10 protein-coding genes are annotated in these 18,155 nt (G+C 61.1%); 1 reads left to right on the forward strand and 9 read right to left on the reverse strand.

Annotation, left to right across the window (positions count from 1 at the left end):
- Positions 1–3: 3 nt before the first annotated feature.
- From ACXHRN_RS04250 to ACXHRN_RS04290, 9 genes are all read right to left on the reverse strand, one after another.
- Positions 4–1,632 carry an alpha-D-glucose phosphate-specific phosphoglucomutase gene (locus tag ACXHRN_RS04250; protein ID WP_488640098.1) on the reverse strand — a complete coding sequence of 543 codons (1,629 nt, stop codon included), beginning with the start codon at positions 1,630–1,632 and terminating at the stop codon, positions 4–6.
- A 2-nt stretch (positions 1,633–1,634) separates the two neighbouring features.
- A complete protein-coding gene (glgA, locus tag ACXHRN_RS04255; RefSeq protein ID WP_488640099.1) occupies positions 1,635–3,080 on the reverse strand; it encodes a glycogen synthase GlgA in 1,446 nt (481 codons plus the stop codon).
- A gap of 1 nt (position 3,081) precedes the next feature.
- The gene (gene glgC, locus ACXHRN_RS04260; protein WP_488640100.1) at positions 3,082–4,344 is read right to left on the reverse strand and encodes a glucose-1-phosphate adenylyltransferase; all 1,263 of its coding nucleotides are present in this window, start codon (positions 4,342–4,344) and stop codon (positions 3,082–3,084) included.
- Positions 4,345–4,398: 54 nt separating this feature from the next.
- Complete coding sequence (glgB, locus tag ACXHRN_RS04265; protein WP_488640101.1) at positions 4,399–6,714, reverse strand: 1,4-alpha-glucan branching protein GlgB; 2,316 nt, start codon at positions 6,712–6,714, stop codon at positions 4,399–4,401.
- Entirely contained in the window at positions 6,711–9,176 is a 2,466-nt protein-coding gene (locus tag ACXHRN_RS04270; RefSeq protein ID WP_488640102.1) for a glycogen/starch/alpha-glucan phosphorylase, read from the reverse strand. The genes glgB and ACXHRN_RS04270 overlap by 4 nt, the downstream gene beginning before the upstream one ends.
- A 282-nt stretch (positions 9,177–9,458) precedes the next feature.
- Entirely contained in the window at positions 9,459–10,628 is a 1,170-nt protein-coding gene (locus tag ACXHRN_RS04275; RefSeq protein ID WP_488640103.1) for a vWA domain-containing protein, read from the reverse strand.
- Positions 10,629–10,839: 211 nt separating this feature from the next.
- Positions 10,840–11,721, reverse strand: coding sequence for a transglutaminase family protein (locus ACXHRN_RS04280; protein WP_488640104.1), 882 nt, complete (start codon positions 11,719–11,721; stop codon positions 10,840–10,842).
- Positions 11,722–11,724: 3 nt separating this feature from the next.
- The gene (locus ACXHRN_RS04285) at positions 11,725–14,130 is read right to left on the reverse strand and encodes a circularly permuted type 2 ATP-grasp protein (RefSeq protein ID WP_488640105.1); all 2,406 of its coding nucleotides are present in this window, start codon (positions 14,128–14,130) and stop codon (positions 11,725–11,727) included.
- The gene (locus ACXHRN_RS04290; protein WP_488640106.1) at positions 14,131–17,454 is read right to left on the reverse strand and encodes a transglutaminase family protein; all 3,324 of its coding nucleotides are present in this window, start codon (positions 17,452–17,454) and stop codon (positions 14,131–14,133) included.
- Between the two features lie 258 nt (positions 17,455–17,712).
- Between ACXHRN_RS04290 and ACXHRN_RS04295 the strand changes: the two genes are divergently transcribed.
- Positions 17,713–18,150 (forward strand): EamA family transporter, encoded by a 438-nt coding sequence (locus ACXHRN_RS04295; RefSeq protein ID WP_488640107.1) that lies wholly within the window; start codon positions 17,713–17,715, stop codon positions 18,148–18,150.
- Positions 18,151–18,155 lie beyond the last annotated feature (5 nt).

The raw sequence follows: 18,155 nt of genomic DNA on the forward strand, positions 1-18,155 counted from the left end.
GGATCACGTAATCACGCTTGGCTGGTCGCGGCCGGTGCGCGACTTGATCTCGGCAATCTCGTCGGCAACCGCGATCAGGTCGGCCAAAGCTTCCTGCGTGTCGATGTCGTGGCGCGAGGCATCGGGCTCGTAGCGCTCGATATAGACGCGCAGGGTTGCGCCTGAAGTGCCGGTGCCGGACAGCCGGAAGACCACGCGGCTGCCGCCTTCGAACAGGATGCGGATGCCCTGGTGCTCGGATACGGATTTGTCGACCGGATCGTTGTAGGCGAAGTCGTCGGCGGTCTGAACCGTGAGCGCACCAAATGTCTTGCCTGGCAGGGTGGCGAGCTGGGCGCGCAGATTGTCGACCAGGCCATTGGCGGCGGTGCTATCGACTTCCTCATAGTCGTGGCGAGAATAATAGTTACGTCCGAAGGCGGCCCAATGCTTGGTGACGATGTCCTTGACGCACTCGTTGCGCACAGCAAGAATGTTGAGCCACAACAGCACGGCCCACAGGCCATCTTTTTCGCGCACATGGCTGGAGCCTGTGCCAGCGCTTTCCTCGCCGCAAATGGTGACCATGCCGGCGTCAAGCAGATTGCCGAAGAATTTCCAGCCCGTCGGGGTTTCATAGATGCCGATGCCGAGTTTTTCCGCCACGCGGTCGGCCGCACCGGAGGTGGGCATGGAGCGGGCGATGCCGGCGAGGCCCTTGGAATAACCGGGTGCCAGATGGGCGTTGGCCGAAAGCATCGCGACGCTGTCGGACGGCGTCACGAAGATGCCCTTGCCGATGATCAGGTTGCGGTCGCCGTCGCCGTCCGATGCCGCTCCGAAATCGGGCGCATCCGGTCCCATCATCTGGTCGTAGAGCGCCTTGGCGTGGACGAGGTTGGGGTCCGGGTGATGGCCGCCGAAATCCGGCAGCGGGATGAAATTGTAGACGGAGCCTTTCGGGGCACCGAGGCGATTTTCGAGAATTTCCTTGGCATAGGGGCCGGTCACCGCGCTCATCGCGTCGAACACGACGCGGAAGCCCGAGGCGATCTTCGCCTTGATGGCCGGGAAGTCGAACAGCGTCTCCATCAGCGCCGCGTAGTCCTCGACCGGGTCAACGACGGCGACTTCCATTTCCTCGACATGCTTGATGCCCGGCACGTCGAGATCGATGTCGGCATCATCGGAGATCCGATACTTGTCGATCACCTTGGAGCGCGCGAAGATGGCATCGGTGATTTTTTCCGGTGCGGGACCGCCATTGGAAGCGTTGTATTTTATGCCGAAATCCTCGGTCGGGCCGCCGGGATTGTGCGATGCAGACAGGATAATGCCGCCAAAGGCGCCGTATTTGCGAATCAGGTGCGAGGCGGCAGGCGTCGACAGGATGCCGCCACGGCCGACCATCACCTTGCCGAAGCCATTGGCTGCGGCCATCTTGATGGCAATCTGGATGACTTCTCTGTTGTAGTAGCGACCGTCGCCGCCGATCACCAGGATCTTGTTGTCGAAGCCTTCCAGCGAATCGAAAATCGACTGGATGAAGTTCTCCGCATAGTTCTTCTGCTGGAAATGCGGCACCTTCTTGCGGAGGCCCGAAGTGCCCGGCTTCTGGTCGGAATAGGGCGTGGTCGGAACGATCGTGATCATGCTTAAGTCACCCTGCTGAGAAGAGTCTTGTATAGGTCGGCATATTGACGGGCTGAAGACGCCCAGGAGACGTCAGACTTCATAGCCGCCTTTTGCATCGTTGCCCATGTCTTCGGTTCGGAAAACAGCCGGAATGTGCGGCGCAAGGCTCCGATCAGGCCTTCCGCCGTCACTGGCGTGAATTCCACGCCGGTCGCGACTTTTGCGGCGACGGCTGCGCCATTGGCGTCGATGATCGTGTCGGCAAGCCCACCGGTATGGCCGACGATGGGAATGCAGCCATAGCGCAGGCCATAGAGCTGGGTCAGGCCGCAGGGCTCGAAACGCGAGGGAATGAGGATGGCATCGGCGCCGGCCTGCATGAGATGCGACAGCGGTTCGTCATAGCCGAAGATCACCGAGACCCGGCCGGGATGGCGCGCAGACGCATCCTTCAGGGACTTTTCCAGCACCGGATCACCGGAGCCGAGCACAGCAAGGCTGCCGCCGTTCTCGACGATGAAATCGATGGCTTCGGCAATGAGGTCGATGCCCTTTTGCCAGGTCAGCCGCGACACAACGCAGAAGATCATCCCATCGCCCGGCGTCAGGCCGAAGCGGGTGGCAAGGGCTGCGCGATTCTCGGCACGCTTCCTGAGCGAGCCGGAGGCGTATTGAGAGCCTATGTGCTTGTCGCTTTCGGGGTCCCAGACGGCATCATCGATGCCGTTGACGATGCCGTAGAGGTCGTCGACACGTTCTGCCACCAACCCTTCGAGGCCCATGCCGAATTGCGGTTCGAGGATTTCGGTGGCGTAGGTCGGGCTGACTGTGGTCAGCGCCCAGGCCGTCCTGAGGCCGCCTTTGAGGAAGCCGACATCGCCGTAATATTCGATGCCGCTGACGGAGAACGCGTCGAGCGGTAGCGACAGTTCCGCGAAGATCGCCGGGGAGTATTGTCCCTGGAAGGCGATGTTGTGGATGGTGATCACCGAGGGCGTGGTCGCGCCCACGGGCGAGTATTTCAGATAGACCGGCGTCAGCGCCGCCTGCCAGTCGTGGACATGCACCAGATCAGGCGTCCAGGCGGGGTCCAGCCCATTGGCCAGTTCCGAGCCTGCCAGCGACAACGCTGCGAAGCGCCGCCAGTTGTCGTCGTGGTCGAGCCCGACGACATCGGTATAGGGGCCGCCCTCGCGATCAAAGTAGAATGGCGCGTCGAGGATATAGAGATCGAGTCCGTGATGCTTGGCGAACAGGATGCTTGCCGGCTCGCCGAGCAGCGAAGGGATGTCGGCGATCTTGCGCGGGTCCTTAAGCTTCGCCATCACCGTTGGATAGCCCGGCAGCAAGGTGCGCATGGCGATGCCCAGCGGGGCGAGCGCCAAGGGCAGGGCGCCCGCGACATCCGCGAGCCCCCCTGTCTTGATCAGCGGGAAAACCTCCGAGGCGACGGAAAGGACTTTCATCTCACATGCCCAGTTTGTCGACCATCGCCTGGGTTATCAGGCAGATGCCCGATTCCGTGCGGCGGAAGCGCTTGGCATCGAGTTCAGGATCCTCGCCGACGACTAGTCCTTCGGGAATGATAACGCCGCGATCCACCACGACGTTGCTTAGCCGCGCACGGCGATTGACGATCACCTCCGGCAGAACAACGGAATGGTCGAGCTGCGAATAGGAATTGACCCGGCAGCCGGTGAACAGCAGCGTGCGATTGATCTGGGCGCCCGAGACGATGCAATTGCCCGAGATCAGCGACGAGACCGCCGAGCCGCGGCGGCCATCAATGTCGTGGACGAACTTTGCCGGCGGGGTGATTTCCGAATAGGTCCAGATCGGCCAGTTGCCGTCATAGAGGTCGAGTTCCGGCACCACGTCGGTGAGGTCGATGTTGGCCTGCCAATAGGCGTCGACCGTTCCGACGTCGCGCCAGTAGGCCTGCTTTTCCATCTCGGCGCGCACGCAGGATTCGGCGAAGCGGTGGGCGACGGCCTTGCCGTTCTTGACGATATAGGGGATCAGGTCCTTGCCGAAGTCGCGCGACGAATTGGGGTCGGCGGCATCGCGCTTGAGAAGTTCGATCAGGAACTTGGTGTGGAAGACGTAGATACCCATCGAGGCCAGCGCCATCTCCTCGTTGCCGGGAATGCCGGGCGGATCGGCGGGCTTTTCGATGAAGTCGATGATGATGTCCTTGGCATCGACATGCATGACGCCGAAGCCGACCGCCTCCATGCGCGGCACTTCCAGGCAGCCGATGGTGACGTCGGCGCCGGAATTGACGTGCTGGCGCAACATCAGCTCGTAGTCCATTTTGTAAATATGGTCGCCGGCCAGGATCACCATGTATTCGGGATTGTGCGGCTCGATGATGTCGATGTTCTGGTAGACGGCGTCTGCCGTGCCCTCATACCACTGCGTTTCCGAAACGCGCTGGGAGGCCGGCAGGATGTCGAAACTTTCGTTACGTTCAGGACGGAAGAAGTCCCAGCCGCGCTGCAGGTGGCGGATCAGCGAATGCGCCTTGTACTGGGTGGCGACACCGATGCGGCGGATACCGGAATTCAGCGCGTTTGACAGCGCGAAATCGATAATGCGCGTCTTGCCGCCGAAATAGACGGCGGGCTTGGCTCGTCGGTCGGTGAGTTCCTTGAGGCGGCTTCCCCGGCCGCCAGCGAGAACATAGGCCATCGCGTCACGCGCGAGAGGCTGGATCCGTTTTTCAGTCATAGTGTCCTCCCTACTCTTATTGTCATGCAACTCAATGTTACTTCGAGAATTCGGTTATTCCGAAAGTTCAAGCCAGATTGTCCCAAGTGGCGGCAGGACGCAACGCGCCTCGATCCGGCCAGTTTCCTGCCTCCATGCGGTCACTTCGCCGCCATTGCCCTTTCCGGAGCCCCAGTAACCCTCGGAATCGGTGTTCATGATCTCGCGCCACTTGCCCTCGAATGGCAGCGGCACACCGTAATTCTCGCGTACGACCGGTGTGAAGTTGGAAATCACCGCCACCGGCTTTTCACCCGGCGCCTTGCGCAGCCAGGCATAGACGGAATTTTCGCTGTCGTCGGCAATCAACCATTCAAAGCCCTCGCCCTCACAGTCGCGCGCATGCAAAGCCGGTGTGGTGCGATAGAGATTGTTGAGGTCCTTGACCAGCTTGCGCATGCCGTCGTGGTTGGGATAGTCGAGCAGATGCCAGTCGAGCGACTTGGCTTCCGACCACTCCGCCCATTGTGCGAATTCCTGGCCCATGAACAGCAGCTTCTTGCCGGGATAGCCCCACATGAAGCCGTAATAGGCCCTGAGATTTGCGAATTTCTGCCAGTCGTCGCCGGTCATCTTTGATATCAGCGAACCCTTGCCATGCACGACCTCATCGTGGCTGAGCGGCAGGACGAAATTCTCCGAGAAAGCGTAGAGCAGGCCGAAGGTCAGCTCGTTGTGATGATGCCGGCGATAGATCGGGTCGCGCTGCAGATATTGCAGCGTGTCGTGCATGAAGCCCATGTTCCACTTGAAGCCGAAGCCCAGGCCGCCGTCATGGACGGGTGCCGAGACCTTCGGCCACGAGGTGGATTCCTCGGCGATGGTGAGGATGCCGGGGTGCGAACCGTAGAGATGGCGGTTCATGTCCTTGAGGAATTCGACCGCCTCAAGATTCTCGCGCCCGCCATACTTATTGGGCACCCACTCGCCTTCCTTGCGCGAATAGTCGAGGTAAAGCATCGAGGCGACTGCATCGACGCGGATGCCGTCGGCATGAAATTTTTCCGCCCAATAGAGCGCCGAATTGATGATGAAGCTCACCACTTCGGTGCGGCCGAAATTGTAGATCGCGGTGTTCCAGTCGGGGTGGAAGCCCTGGCGCGGGTCTTCATGCTCGTAGAGCGCGGTGCCATCGAAATGGCGCAGCCCGTGCTGGTCGGTGGGGAAGTGGGCCGGCACCCAGTCGAGCAACACCGAAATGCCTGCCTTGTGGGCGCCGTTGACGAAGCGGGCAAAGCCTTCTGGCTCGCCGAAGCGGGCGGTTGGCGAAAACAGCCCGGTCGTCTGGTAGCCCCATGACGGGTCGAATGGATGTTCGGTGATCGGCATGAATTCGACATGGGTGAAGCCCATCTCGACGCAATAGGGGATCAGCAGGTCGCCCATTTCGTCCCAGGTGAGCATGGCATTGTCGGCGCCGCGACGCCATGAGCCGGGATGGACCTCGTAGATCGAGATCGGCTGGCGGCGTGCATCGATCGACGACCACCAGTCGCGATGTGCCTTGTCCTCCCACTCCTGGTGCATTTCCGGCGTGGTCATCGAGGCGGTGTGCGGACGAAGCTCCGAGCGCCGGGCATAGGGATCGGCCTTGAGCGGCAACAGCTTGCCGTCCTTGGCAAGGATCTCGAATTTATAGGCCTCGCCGCTGTCGATGCCGGGCAGGAAGATCTCCCAGACGCCGGTATCGCTGCGCAGGCGCATGACGTGGCGGCGGCCATCCCAATCGTTGAAACTGCCGACGACCGAAACGCGGGCTGCGTTCGGCGCCCAGACGGCGAAATGGAAGCCGTCGGCACCCTCGTGATGGAGGGGATGGGCGCCCATCTTGTCGAACAGCCGGAGATGCTGGCCCTCGCGGATGAAATAATCGTCCATCGGCCCAAGCACGGGGCCGAAGCCGTAGGGGTCGACCAAGTCCCATTCGCCATCGGCATTCCTGGCATGGTAGCGCAGCGGCTGGCGCGACTTGATGGTGACGAGCCCTTCGAAGAAGCCGGCTTGGTCGCGGCGAGGGATCGAGCCTGCGGGCTCGCCCTTCAGCGTGAAGGCCGTGACTTCCTCGGCGCCCGGAATGAAGGTGCGGGCAACGAATTCCTTGCCAAATTCATGCACGCCGAGCACCGCGAACGGGTTGGCGTGCACGCCAGCCACGATGGCTGCGACTTCCTCGTTGAAGATGCGGAAATCCTTGGCCACCTTGGTCTTTGGCACGGGCGGCGGGGCATCCACGGTTTCGCCCTTCTTGTTTTTCGTAACAGCCTTGTCCATCGCATCTCCTCCCGAGTTCGATGATTTCTTGCTTTTGGACTTGCCTGTCACGGATTTCATCCCGCCCTCCAGATTTCCTTCGCATATTGACGGATCGTCCTGTCGGAGGAGAACCACCCCATCCGGGCCGTGTTCCGTATGGCCTTACCCCACCAGTCTTTCTCATTCATCCATGTGCGATCGACCTCACGCTGGGCGGCCGCATAGGCGTCGAAATCGCCGGCCACCATGAACCAGTCGTGCTGGTAAAGCCCATCCACGAGGCTCGAGAAGCGGCCGGGGTCATCGGGGGAGAAGACGCCGGAGCCGATGGCGTGCAGTGCCTGGGCGAGCTCGCGCGAACCCTCGATGATGGCACGGGGATTGTGGCCCTCGGCACGCGCCGTTGAGACCTCCTCAGCCGACATGCCGAAGATCTGGATGTTTTCGGCGCCGACATGATCGCGCATTTCGACATTGGCGCCGTCGAGCGTGCCGATGGTCAGCGCGCCGTTGAGAGCGAACTTCATGTTGCCAGTACCGGAGGCTTCCATGCCGGCGGTCGAGATCTGCTCGGAAAGGTCGGCGGCGGGCACCAGGATCTCGGCGAGCGAGACATTGTAGTTCGGCACGAAGACGACCTTCAGCAGGCCGCGCACGGCCGGGTCCGAATTGACGACGCGGGCGACATCGTTGGCCAGTTTGATGATCAGCTTGGCATTGTGGTAGCTCGGGGCTGCCTTGCCGGCGAAAATCTTGACGCGCGGCACCCAGTCCTTTTCCGGGTGCGAGCGGATCTGGTCGTAGAGTGCGACGGCCTCGATGATGTTGAGGAACTGGCGCTTGTATTCGTGGATGCGCTTCACCTGGATGTCGAACATCGCCGACGGGTCGAGCTTCAGGCCCATGCGGCTCTGGATCAGTTGGGCGAGGCGCACCTTGTTGTCGCGCTTGACGGCGGCGAACTTCTTCTGGAAGTCGGCATTGTCGGCGAAGGCGTTGAGGTCCTGCAGCGCTTCTGTCTCGTCGAGGAACTTGTCGCCGATTGTCTCCCGCAGCAGCGTGACCAGACCGGGATTGCACTGGTTCAGCCAGCGGCGCGGCGTGATGCCGTTGGTCTTGTTGTTGATCCGGTCGGGATAGAGCTTGTGCAGGTCGGAAAACACAGTGACCTTCATAAGTTCGGTATGCAGCGCCGAGACGCCGTTGATCGAATGCGAGCCGATGAAGGCGAGGTTACCCATGCGCACGCGGCGGTCGCCGCTTTCGTCGATCAGCGAGATTGCGCGGATCTGCGGGTCGGTGAAATTTTTGACCTTGCGGGCTTCGACCAGCACCTTGGCGTTGATGCCATAGATGATCTGCATATGCCGCGGCAGCAGCCGTTCGAACAGCGGCACCGGCCAGGTTTCGAGCGCTTCGGGCAGGAGCGTGTGGTTGGTGTAGGAGATCGTCTTGCGGGTGATCTCCCAGGCGGCGTCGAATGCGAAGCCGTGCACGTCGCAAAGCTGGCGCATCAATTCGGCGACAGCAACCGACGGATGGGTGTCGTTGAGCTGGATCGCCACCTTGTCGGCCAAGTTTTCGAGCGTGTCATATTGCTGGCGATGGCGCCGCAGGATGTCTTGCAGCGAGGCCGAGGAGAAGAAGAATTCCTGCCTGAGACGCAGTTCCTGGCCAGCGGGCGTCGCATCGGCGGGATAGAGGACGCGGGCGAGGGATTCCGCCTTGTTGCTTTCCTTCAAGGCGCCGATATGGTCGCCGGCGTTGAAGGCGTCGAGCAGGATCGGGTCGATGGGCTGGGCGGTCCACAGACGCAGGGTGTTGACGCGGTTGGCGCGCCAGCCGACGATCGGCGTGTCGTAGGCGACCGCGATCACGCGCTCCGAAGGTTTCCAGACATAGCGTGCATCGCCGTCGGGGGCGAGCACAGAGTCGACCGTGCCGCCGAAGCCGATTTCATAGGCGCTTTCGCGGCGCTCGAATTCCCACGGATTGCCGTGGGCAAGCCAGGTCTCCGGCAGTTCCACCTGCCAGCCATCTGCGATCTGTTGGCGAAACAGGCCATGGACATAGCGGATGCCGTAGCCGTAAGCCGGGATGTCGACAGTCGCCATCGATTCCATGAAGCATGCTGCGAGGCGGCCGAGACCGCCGTTGCCGAGGGCTGCATCGGGCTCCAGCGAGGCGATGAGATCGACATCGACGCCGAGCGACTGCAGGGCATCGCGCACTTCTTCCATGAGACCGAGATTCGAGATTGCATCGCGCGTCAATCGGCCGATGAGGAACTCCAGCGACAGGTAATAGACGCGCTTGCCGCCCGATTCGTAGGTCCTGCGGGTTGATTCCATCCAGCGATCGATCACCCGGTCTCGGACGACGAGGATCGTCGCCGTCAGCCAGTCATGTGGCTTGGCCACCTTCACGTCCTTGCCAATGCGGTAGATCAGGCGTTCAACAATGTCGTTGGCAAGGGTTTGGGGATCGGTGGAACGCACTGGAGGACGGGGAAAATCTGTCGGCTCGGCAAGATTTTTCATAGGCGGCTCAATCACTTCTTTTAAGTTTCCAGCGCCTTCGGGAGGATCAAGGCGCCCCAGCACTTCAAAGATTTGCACCGTTCAAATGCACATGCAACGGTTTATTCGAATTGGAGAAGAATTTAGCAAAAATGGCAGTTTAGCCGGAGGACTTCGACCAGCGCCTTTTGGCGATTTATTTGCGAGCCGATGGCTGGAAGACAGGTGGTCAATGGTGCCGAACGAAAAAACCGCCGGTGCTAGGCACCGGCGGCTCAAGTCAGGGACAGGGAGGCGTCTGGACTACTGGGTGAGGCGGGTTGCGGTTTCGGTCGCACGGTCGCCGATATATTCGAAGGCGGCATTGAGATCGTCGGCGTCTTCGGCAGCAAAATAGTGGGCACTGGTGGTAGCGCAATAATTCAACAGCGCCTTGCCGCGGTCCGGTGCCATGAACGCCACGGAGTAGACCTCGATGCCGGCCGTTCTGGCCAGGTCGCACCACTGCTTCGTCGCGGTGTCGGCAGTGGTGTAGTTGTTGTCACCGTCCGTCATGAAGACGATGTATTTGGATGGAACCTGACCGTTCTTGGCCATGTGCTTGGCGTCTTCGGTCGCCGCCGACAGCGCGTTGTAGGCGGTCTTGAAGGCGAGGCTGGAGTCGGTGCCGCCGGTGGCGGTCAGTGCGCTGATGTAGCTCTTGGTGCTCGTCTCGCCCCAGGCCATGTCGACCGGCGTCTGCATGCTGGCGTTGTAGGAAACCGCACCGGTGCGCACCAGGGTGGTGTCCGGATCGGACGCTCCAAGCTGCTTCATCAGGTTGGTCGCTGCCATCCTGAGCGCGGTAATCTTGTCGTAATAGGTGTAGCAGGTGTAGGTCTTGCGGCCATAGCGGCAGGAATAGCTGCCAGACACCGTGTCTGTATATTCCGACATCGAGCCTGAGCGGTCGAGGACAAGATACATCGACAGCGCGTTCTTGCTCTCGGTGGTCGATTCGGTGGAACTCGACACCGTCAATCGTCCGCCGCTCTTTCCCAGGAAGGCGGAGAGTGCGGTGTATTTGACATCGTAGCATGTCGTGACTTTGACATCGTATTTCTTGGCCGTGCCAACCGTGGTCGTCTCGGTCACGTCGACATTGGTGCAACTACCGAAATTGAACGGCGTCGCCAGTTCTTCGGCGTTGTCGACATTGTTGGACATCTGCCCAGCAATGAAGTCCGCCGCCAGTGCCTTGGCCTCGGTTGTCGTCACGCCCTTGTTGGCGAGCGCCGATGCCGCGGCAAGCGCTGCGGCGTCGGCAGCGTTCTGCAGGGCCGTTCGGCTGGCGATCATCTTTGAGGCGTCGAGGGCCAGCCCCGCCGCGCCGAGGCCGACCGGCAGGATAAGCGCGGCCATGACCGAAAGATTACCATATTTGTCTTTGATGAGACGGCGGAGGACTGCAAATGAAAATGCAGATGAACGCATGGAGGTTCTCGTCGGTTCGGGGTTTGCCACTGAACGAGAAGTTAACAGACATTTATTTTGTTAGTGTTTCAGCAAACCCTTGAATTTTAAGAAAATCTTACACCAGGCATTATTGCGTGTGAAAAGTGCTGGTAGACCGCCAGCAACTCCCGCGAAGGCGCGGTAGTTTTGCTTGTGTACAAAGGAATGTATGCCATTTTTATAGAATAGATCACACGCTGACGGGGATGACATCAACCGCCTGGTCGGTCTTGTGACCGCCATAGCTTTTGAGAATGCCGACGACCGGTGCGACGTCGGAGTAATCACGGCCATAGGCGACGCGGATGTGGTCGCTGCCGGCCATGATATTGTTGGTGGGGTCCCACTCCATCCATCCCGTTGCCCGGCCACACCAGACACGCACCCAGGCATGCATGGCATCGGCACCTTCGAGCCGTTCCTTGCCCGGCGGGGGAATGGTGCGCAGGAAACCCGAGACATAGCCCGCCGGGACGCCGACGGAGCGCAAAGCCAGGATCATGACATGGGCGAAATCCTGGCAGACGCCTTTCTTCAGGCGGAAGGCGACATCGGCCGAGGTGTCGACCTTGGTGGCGCCCGGCAGATATTTGAACTGTTCGTGGATCTTGCTGCAGACAGTCGTCGCGACTTCGCGCACTGACATCTGCGGGTTGATCATCGTGCGGATCCAGGCGGCAATATCTTTGGAGTGGCCCAGACGCGGGCTTTCACCAAGAAAATGATGCGGCGCTTCCGGCTCCAGCGTCCAGCTGTCGAAGACTTCGGCACCCAGCTTTTCGATTGCCGGGCTGAAATCTGCCTGCGGGGCGGGGTTATCCACCTGCACGCGCGCCTGCATGCGGATTTCCAGCCGGTCGTGCGGATTGCGGAAACTGATCTCGGCTGCGGGGTTCTGGAAAAAGTCGACGAAGTCGCTGCGTTCGTCGGGTGCGGGAAGGATGGTCACGGTGCCTGCGATCAGGCGCTGACCGCTGTCGAGCGTCAGCGGCAGCACGCGCACGACATGGCGCGCGCCGGAGGCTGCGACCTCATAGGTATATTCGATGGTCATCGAGACATCATAGAGCATGGATCAACCGATATAGGTGCGAGCGAGAAGATCCGAGAACCGCTCCATCTCGTTTTCAAGCTTGTCATAGACCGCGCCGTCCATGCTTTCCGGCGTCATCAGGGCGAGGTTCGAATAGAGCCGCATCGCCTCGCGGTGGAAGGGCGACATCTGGCCGTTGACGATGGCGTTCGGCAATTGCTCGACTTCGGTGCGGATCTCGTTGAGCTGGTAGAGGATCGAGCGCGGATTGAGCGGATCGAGCGCCAAGAGATCGGTCACTGTCAGTCGTGCGGTCGCGACATTGTAGCGGCGGCGGTGGGTCATGACGCTGTCGCCAATCTCGATCAGCATGTCGAGCGCGCCATCCGGCGCATCAGGGCCGGAGAAATGCCCGAGCAGCCGCGACATGTGCAGGCCGCGTTCGAGATAGCGGCCAATCGACAGGAAGCGCCAGCCGGTGAAGCGATACATGTTTTCATGCACCAGACCGGCAAAGCCCGCGAGCTTGCGCAGGAGCACGGTCATGGCGCTGGTGGCGTCGTCGCCGGCCTTGATCTTCTCGCGGAATTCCTGCGTCGTCTTGGCGAGATCGTTCAGCGCCAGCCAGCCGTCGGGCGAGAACCGGTCGCGAATGTTGGAGGCGGAATAGAGCGCACTGGAGATGTTGTTGACCAGGCTTTCCGGGATCGTCTCTTCCGTATCGATATCGAGGGCGGCGAGATACTCGGAGACATTGGCCAGCAGCGGCTGTTTGCGGTCGGCGTACTCCGCGAAACGGCCATGCCAGGCGCGCAGGATGCGCAGTCCGCCTTCAGCCCGCTCGATATAGCGGCCCAGCCAGAAGAGATTGTCGGCGGCGCGGCTCGGCAGGCTGCCGGGCATGTTGCGGGTGAAGTTTTCTTCCGACGGCAGAAGCGTCGACCATTTGACCGGCCCGTCGGAGACGACCCAGACATCGGCGACCGAGCCGCCTTTCTGCATGGCGATCGCCGAGTTGTCGTCGCTGGTGCCGATGCGGGCAAAACCGCCGGGCATGATCTGCCAGCCGTCGCGGGTGCGGGCGGCAAAGACGCGCAGGCTCATCGGCCTGGGCTGCAGCTTGCCGTCGACGAAAGCCGGCGTGGTAGAAAGCTTGACGATCTCCTGGCCGACAAGGCCGTTGCCTTCTTCGGCGAGGCGCTTGAGGAATTCATCGCCGCTCTCCTTGAGCGCACTGCCGGCCTGCGACTGGTTATAGTCGTCGAAGAAGGGCAGGCTCGAATAGGCCGGGCCGATGACCATCTTGTCGAGATTGCGCGCGACGTGTTCGCGTTCGGCCTTCTGGCCGCACCACCAGGTGGCGATCGACGGCAGTTTCAGGTCCTCATTCAACAGCCGCCGACAGATGGCCGGCATGAAGGACAGGAAGGCGCGCGTCTCGAGCAGGCCTGACCCCAGCGCATTGACGATGGTGACGCTTTCGGCGCGCAATGCCTGCACAAGACCGGGCGTGCCGATCTGCGATCCCTGGTTCAGTTCCAGCGGATCTGCGTAGTTGGCATCGAGGCGGCGCCAGAGCACGCTGACCGGCTTGAGGCCGGCGACGGTGCGCACCATGACTTGATTGTTGACGACGGTGAGGTCTTCGCCCTCGAGCAGCATGAAGCCGAGATAGCGGGCGATGTAGGAATGCTCGAAATAGGTTTCGTTGGCCGGGCCGGGGGAGAGAACCGCTATGCGATCGTCGGCATGCTTCTTGTGGCTCTGCAGCGCATCGCGGAACGCACCGAAGAACGAGGCGAGGCGATGGACATGAGTCTCGGCGTAGATGTCGGAGAAGGCGCGGGTGGTAGCGACGCGGTTTTCGAGCGCAAAGCCCGCACCTGACGGCGCCTGCGTGCGGTCGGCAAGCACCCACCAGTTGCCGTCGGGGCCACGGCCGATTTCAAAGGCGATGAAATGCAGGAACTTGCCGCCGGCAGGGGTCAAGCCGACGACGGGGCGCAGATATTCGGGATTGGCGGCAATCAGCGCCGGCGGCAGGAAGCCTTCCTGCACCAGCCGGTTCTCGGAATAGATATCGGCGGCGATGCGCTCCAGCAGTTCGGCCCGCTGAACGAGGCCAGCCTCAACCACTTCCCATTCCTTGCCATCAATCAGCACGGGAACCGGGGCCAGCGGCCATGAGCGCTCGACATTGGGCGCGCCACCATAGGCGCGGTAGAACACGCCGGCATCGCGCAGATAACGGTCGGCCTTGGCAATCCGGCCTTCGAGATCTTCTTCGCTCATGCGCGAAAGGGAATCGATGAAATGCTTCCAGACCGGGCGCACCTTGCCGTCCGGTCCCAGCATCTCGTCGGCTATGCCCGGGAGCGGCCGATAATCAAAGCCCCGCTTCTTTTCCGCCACGGTTTCCCGTTTGCTGGTCGCGCCGGTCGCTGTCATTTACACTCCCGGCGGCCTCCTGAGATCCAATGTCAGCGGGAATTCCGGATGGGGTGTTTCCGGCAGGAGCTGGTAGCGCCCTGCGGTGTGGCCCCATGGTTCGAAGCGAGCAAGCCGCCGTGCCTGTGCTTCATAGCCGTTGACTGGAAATGTTTCATAGTTGCGTCCACCCGGATGAGCAACATGGTAAATGCAGCCGCCAACAGCCTTTCCCGTCCATTGATCATAAATGTCGAAGGTCAAGGGTGTATTAACCGGCAAAGCCGGGTGGAAACCGGCCGCCGGCTGCCATGCCTTGAAGCGCACGCCGGCAACGGCGCCGCCACCGGCCGTGGTTTTGTGGAGCGGCAAGGGGCGTCCGTTGCAGGCGACGGCGAAGCGCTCCGGATTGGACGTTTCGAGCTTGACCTGCAGCCGCTCGACCGAGGAATCGACAAACCGCACAGTGCCGCCGATGGCGCCCGATTCGCCCGTGACGTGCCACGGCTCCAGCGCCTGGCGGAGTTCGAGCTTGGTGCCGTCGTAATCGACTTCGCCATAGAACGGGAAGCGGAACTCGAGCTGCGCTTCGAACCATTCGGGGCGGAAGTTGAAGCCGTGCATCTTCAGGTCTTCCAGTACATCGAGGAAATCCTGCCAGACGAAATGCGGCAGCATGAAGCGGTCGTGCAGCGTCGTGCCCCATCGTGTCAGCCTGCCGTCGAGCGGCGATTTCCAGAACCGGGCGATCAGCGCGCGGATCAGCAATTGCTGCGCCAGGCTCATGCGGCTTTCAGGCGGCATCTCAAAACCGCGGAATTCGACCAGACCAAGCCGCCCGGTTGGGCCATCCGGCGAGAACAGCTTGTCGATGCAGATCTCGGCACGATGCGTGTTGCCCGAGGAATCGACCAACAGGTTGCGGAACAGCCGGTCGACCAGCCATGGCAGCGGGGTCACGCCTTTTCCGGGCGAGGGAACCTGCGAAAGCGCGATTTCAAGTTCGTAGAGGCCGTCATGACGGGCCTCGTCGATACGCGGCGCCTGGCTGGTCGGGCCGATGAACAGGCCGGAGAACAGGTAGGAGAGGGAAGGGTGGCGCTGCCAGAAAAGCACGATGCTTTTCAGCAGGTCGGGGCGACGCAAAAACGGGCTGTCATTGGGGTTGGCGCCGCCGACCACGACATGGTTGCCGCCACCGGTGCCGGTGTGGCGGCCGTCGATCATGAATTTCTCGGCTCCGAGGCGCGATTGCCGCGCTTCCTCATAGACCGCCGTGGTGATGTCGACGCATTCCTTCCAGTTTGTCGCCGGATGGATGTTGACCTCGATGACGCCGGGGTCTGGCGCGACACGGATGACATTCAGGCGCGGATCGTGCGGCGGCGTATAGCCTTCGATGTGGACCGGCAGATTGAGGGCCGCAGCGGCGCGTTCGGCCGAGGCGATCAGGTCGAGATAGTCCTCGACCGCTTCCGTCGGAGGCATGAAGACGGACAGGCGGCCATCACGAACTTCGACGCTGATGGCGGTGCGGACGCGTCCACCAATCTCTTCGAAGGACTGGCCGGTCTGCTTCTGCTGGATGGTTGTGGTTGCCTGGGTGGAATGCGCGGGCAGGGTGCGTTTGGCTTCTTTCTCGAAATCGGGAAGCTCGCCGCGCGGAACAGTCGGGTCGACCGGATGAATATAGGGATATTGCGAAGGCGGCAGATAAGGCAACGATCCCAAGGGCAGGCGATAGCCGACCGGCGAGTCGCCCGGCACCAGATAGAGGCGGCCGCGGCGCGTCTCCCATTTCTCCGATATCCATCGCCGCCCCTCGGCGCGCGCATTCCACGCCTGCACCGGCAGGACAAAGCCGGATGGCGCGGTCAGGCCCTTGGAGAACACCTTGGCGATGCGGGCGCGTTCCTCCGGATCCTCGAGCTTGGAATTGGATGGATCGACATTTTCCGGAAGGTTGGCTTCCTTGATGACCCACTCCGCCGGATCCTCATAGGCTGGCACGACGAGTTCCGGGTTGATGTCGAGTTCCTTGGCGATGCCGCCGAGCAGCTTTTCGGCGTCGGTGTCGGTGACGTCATACTTCTTGCCTTCGACGGCAATCAACTTCTCGTTTGACCAGACCGACTTTCCGTCTCGTCGCCAATAGAGCGAGAAGGTCCAGCGGGGCAGGCTTTCGCCGGGATACCACTTGCCCTGGCCGTAATGTAGGAAGCCGCCTGGTGCGAAGCGATCGCGCAGCTTGCGGATCAGGGTGTCGGCGAGCGCGCGCTTCTGCGGGCCGACGGCGCCGGTGTTCCATTCCTCCGACTGGAAATCGTCGATCGACACGAAGGTCGGCTCGCCGCCCATTGTCAGGCGGACGTCTTCTGTCTTCAGGTAAGCGTCGACCTCCTCGCCAAGCTTGTCGAGATGCTCCCAGGAATCCTGCGGGAAGGGCTTGGTGATACGGGGATGCTCGGAGACACGCGTCACCTTCATGTCGAAATCGAAGGTGGTGTTCGCCTGGCCGAAATATCCGCCGGTGATCGGCGCCGCATTCCGGAAATGTGGGGAGGCGGCAAGCGGGATGTGGCTTTCGCCGGTCAGCAGCCCAGATGTGGGGTCGAGGCCCACCCAGCCTGCGCCGGGTAGATAGACTTCGCACCAGGCGTGCAGGTCGGTGAAGTCGACCTCGGTGCCCGAGGGGCCGTCCAGCGCCTTGATGTCGGGCGCGAGCTGGATGAGGTAGCCGGAGACGAAACGGGCGGCCAGGCCGAGATGCCGCAGGATCTGCACCAGAAGCCAGCCGGAATCGCGGCACGAGCCGAGTGCGCTCGAGAGCGTGAATTCCGGTTCTTGAACGCCGGGCTCCATGCGGATGACATAGCCGATTTGCTGCTGCAGGCGGTGATTGAGGCCGACCACGAAATCGATGGTCTTGACCGGCGTCCGGTCGATCGTGTCGAGGAATGCTTGCAGAAGCGGCCCAACGGGCTCCGGCTTCAAGTAGATCGACAGGTCTTCCTTCAGGTCTTCCGGATAGGCGAATGGCCACATTTCCCCCGATTCCTCGATGAAGAAATCGAAGGGATTGTAGACAGTCATGTCGGCGACGAGATCGACTTCGATCTTGAGCTCGGTCACAGGCTCTGGAAACACGAAGCGGGCGAGGTAGTTGCCGTAGGGATCCTGCTGCAGGTTGACGAAATGATTCTCGGGCGAAACCTTGAGCGAATGGCTCAAGACCTTGGTTTTCGAGTGCGCGGCTGGTTTCAGGCGGATGATCTGTGGGCTCAGAACGACAGGTTTGTCGTAGATATAGTGGGTCAGATGATAAATACTGGCTTTGATGGACATACGCTCAGCAGTTCCCTGTTTTTTTAGTTCGCTCCAGCACTCATCAGGACGGTCTGCAAATGGCAATTTCTGCGCTTCCGGTGCTCACGTACCTTTAAGTACGCTCCGCTCCGGTTCTCGAAATCGCCATTTTCGCCGCGCCCTGAAGAGTGCTGGAGCGAACTTCGGGAGTTTGTGCAATGCAAACAAGGAAAGCAAGCTGCTATTTCATAAACCCGTCATCATCGCCGGTGCGACATTGAAAAGGTTGGAAACTCAATGAAAAGTCTTCTCGTCTCCTGGCAATTCTGGGCTCTCCTTTCGGCAGCATTCGCGGCGATGACGGCGATCTTCGCCAAAGTGGGCATCGAGAACGTCAATTCGGATTTTGCAACCTTCATCCGGACGATCATCATCCTCGTCGTGCTTGGCGGCATGCTGTTTCTCATCGGCGGATGGCAATCACCGCTGACGATCTCGCCGAAGACCTGGACGTTCCTGACGCTTTCCGGGCTAGCGACCGGGGCCTCATGGCTCTGTTATTTCCGGGCGCTGAAGATCGGCAATGCGGCGCAGGTGGCCCCGGTCGACAAGCTCAGCGTGGTGCTGGTGGCGATCTTTGCCGTGCTGTTTCTCGGCGAGCGGCCGACGCTTCTCAACTGGTCCGGCATCGTGCTGATTTTCCTGGGTGTGGTGATGGTCGCCTACAAGGCTTGACCTTG

It is taken from the genome of Shinella sp. OV683 (assembly GCF_057787725.1).

Excerpts from the sequence above, each read along its gene's own strand:
- glgB (WP_488640101.1), bottom strand. The coding sequence starts at position 6,714 with ATGAAATCCGTGACAGGCAAGTCCAAAAGCAAGAAATCATCGAACTCG.
- ACXHRN_RS04275 (WP_488640103.1), bottom strand. The coding sequence starts at position 10,628 with ATGCGTTCATCTGCATTTTCATTTGCAGTCCTCCGCCGTCTCATCAAA.
- ACXHRN_RS04250 (WP_488640098.1), bottom strand. The coding sequence starts at position 1,632 with ATGATCACGATCGTTCCGACCACGCCCTATTCCGACCAGAAGCCGGGC.
- ACXHRN_RS04285 (WP_488640105.1), bottom strand. The coding sequence starts at position 14,130 with ATGACAGCGACCGGCGCGACCAGCAAACGGGAAACCGTGGCGGAAAAG.
- glgC (WP_488640100.1), bottom strand. The coding sequence starts at position 4,344 with ATGACTGAAAAACGGATCCAGCCTCTCGCGCGTGACGCGATGGCCTAT.
- glgA (WP_488640099.1), bottom strand. The coding sequence starts at position 3,080 with ATGAAAGTCCTTTCCGTCGCCTCGGAGGTTTTCCCGCTGATCAAGACA.
- ACXHRN_RS04280 (WP_488640104.1), bottom strand. The coding sequence starts at position 11,721 with ATGCTCTATGATGTCTCGATGACCATCGAATATACCTATGAGGTCGCA.
- ACXHRN_RS04290 (WP_488640106.1), bottom strand. The coding sequence starts at position 17,454 with ATGTCCATCAAAGCCAGTATTTATCATCTGACCCACTATATCTACGAC.
- ACXHRN_RS04295 (WP_488640107.1), top strand. The coding sequence starts at position 17,713 with ATGAAAAGTCTTCTCGTCTCCTGGCAATTCTGGGCTCTCCTTTCGGCA.
- ACXHRN_RS04270 (WP_488640102.1), bottom strand. The coding sequence starts at position 9,176 with ATGAAAAATCTTGCCGAGCCGACAGATTTTCCCCGTCCTCCAGTGCGT.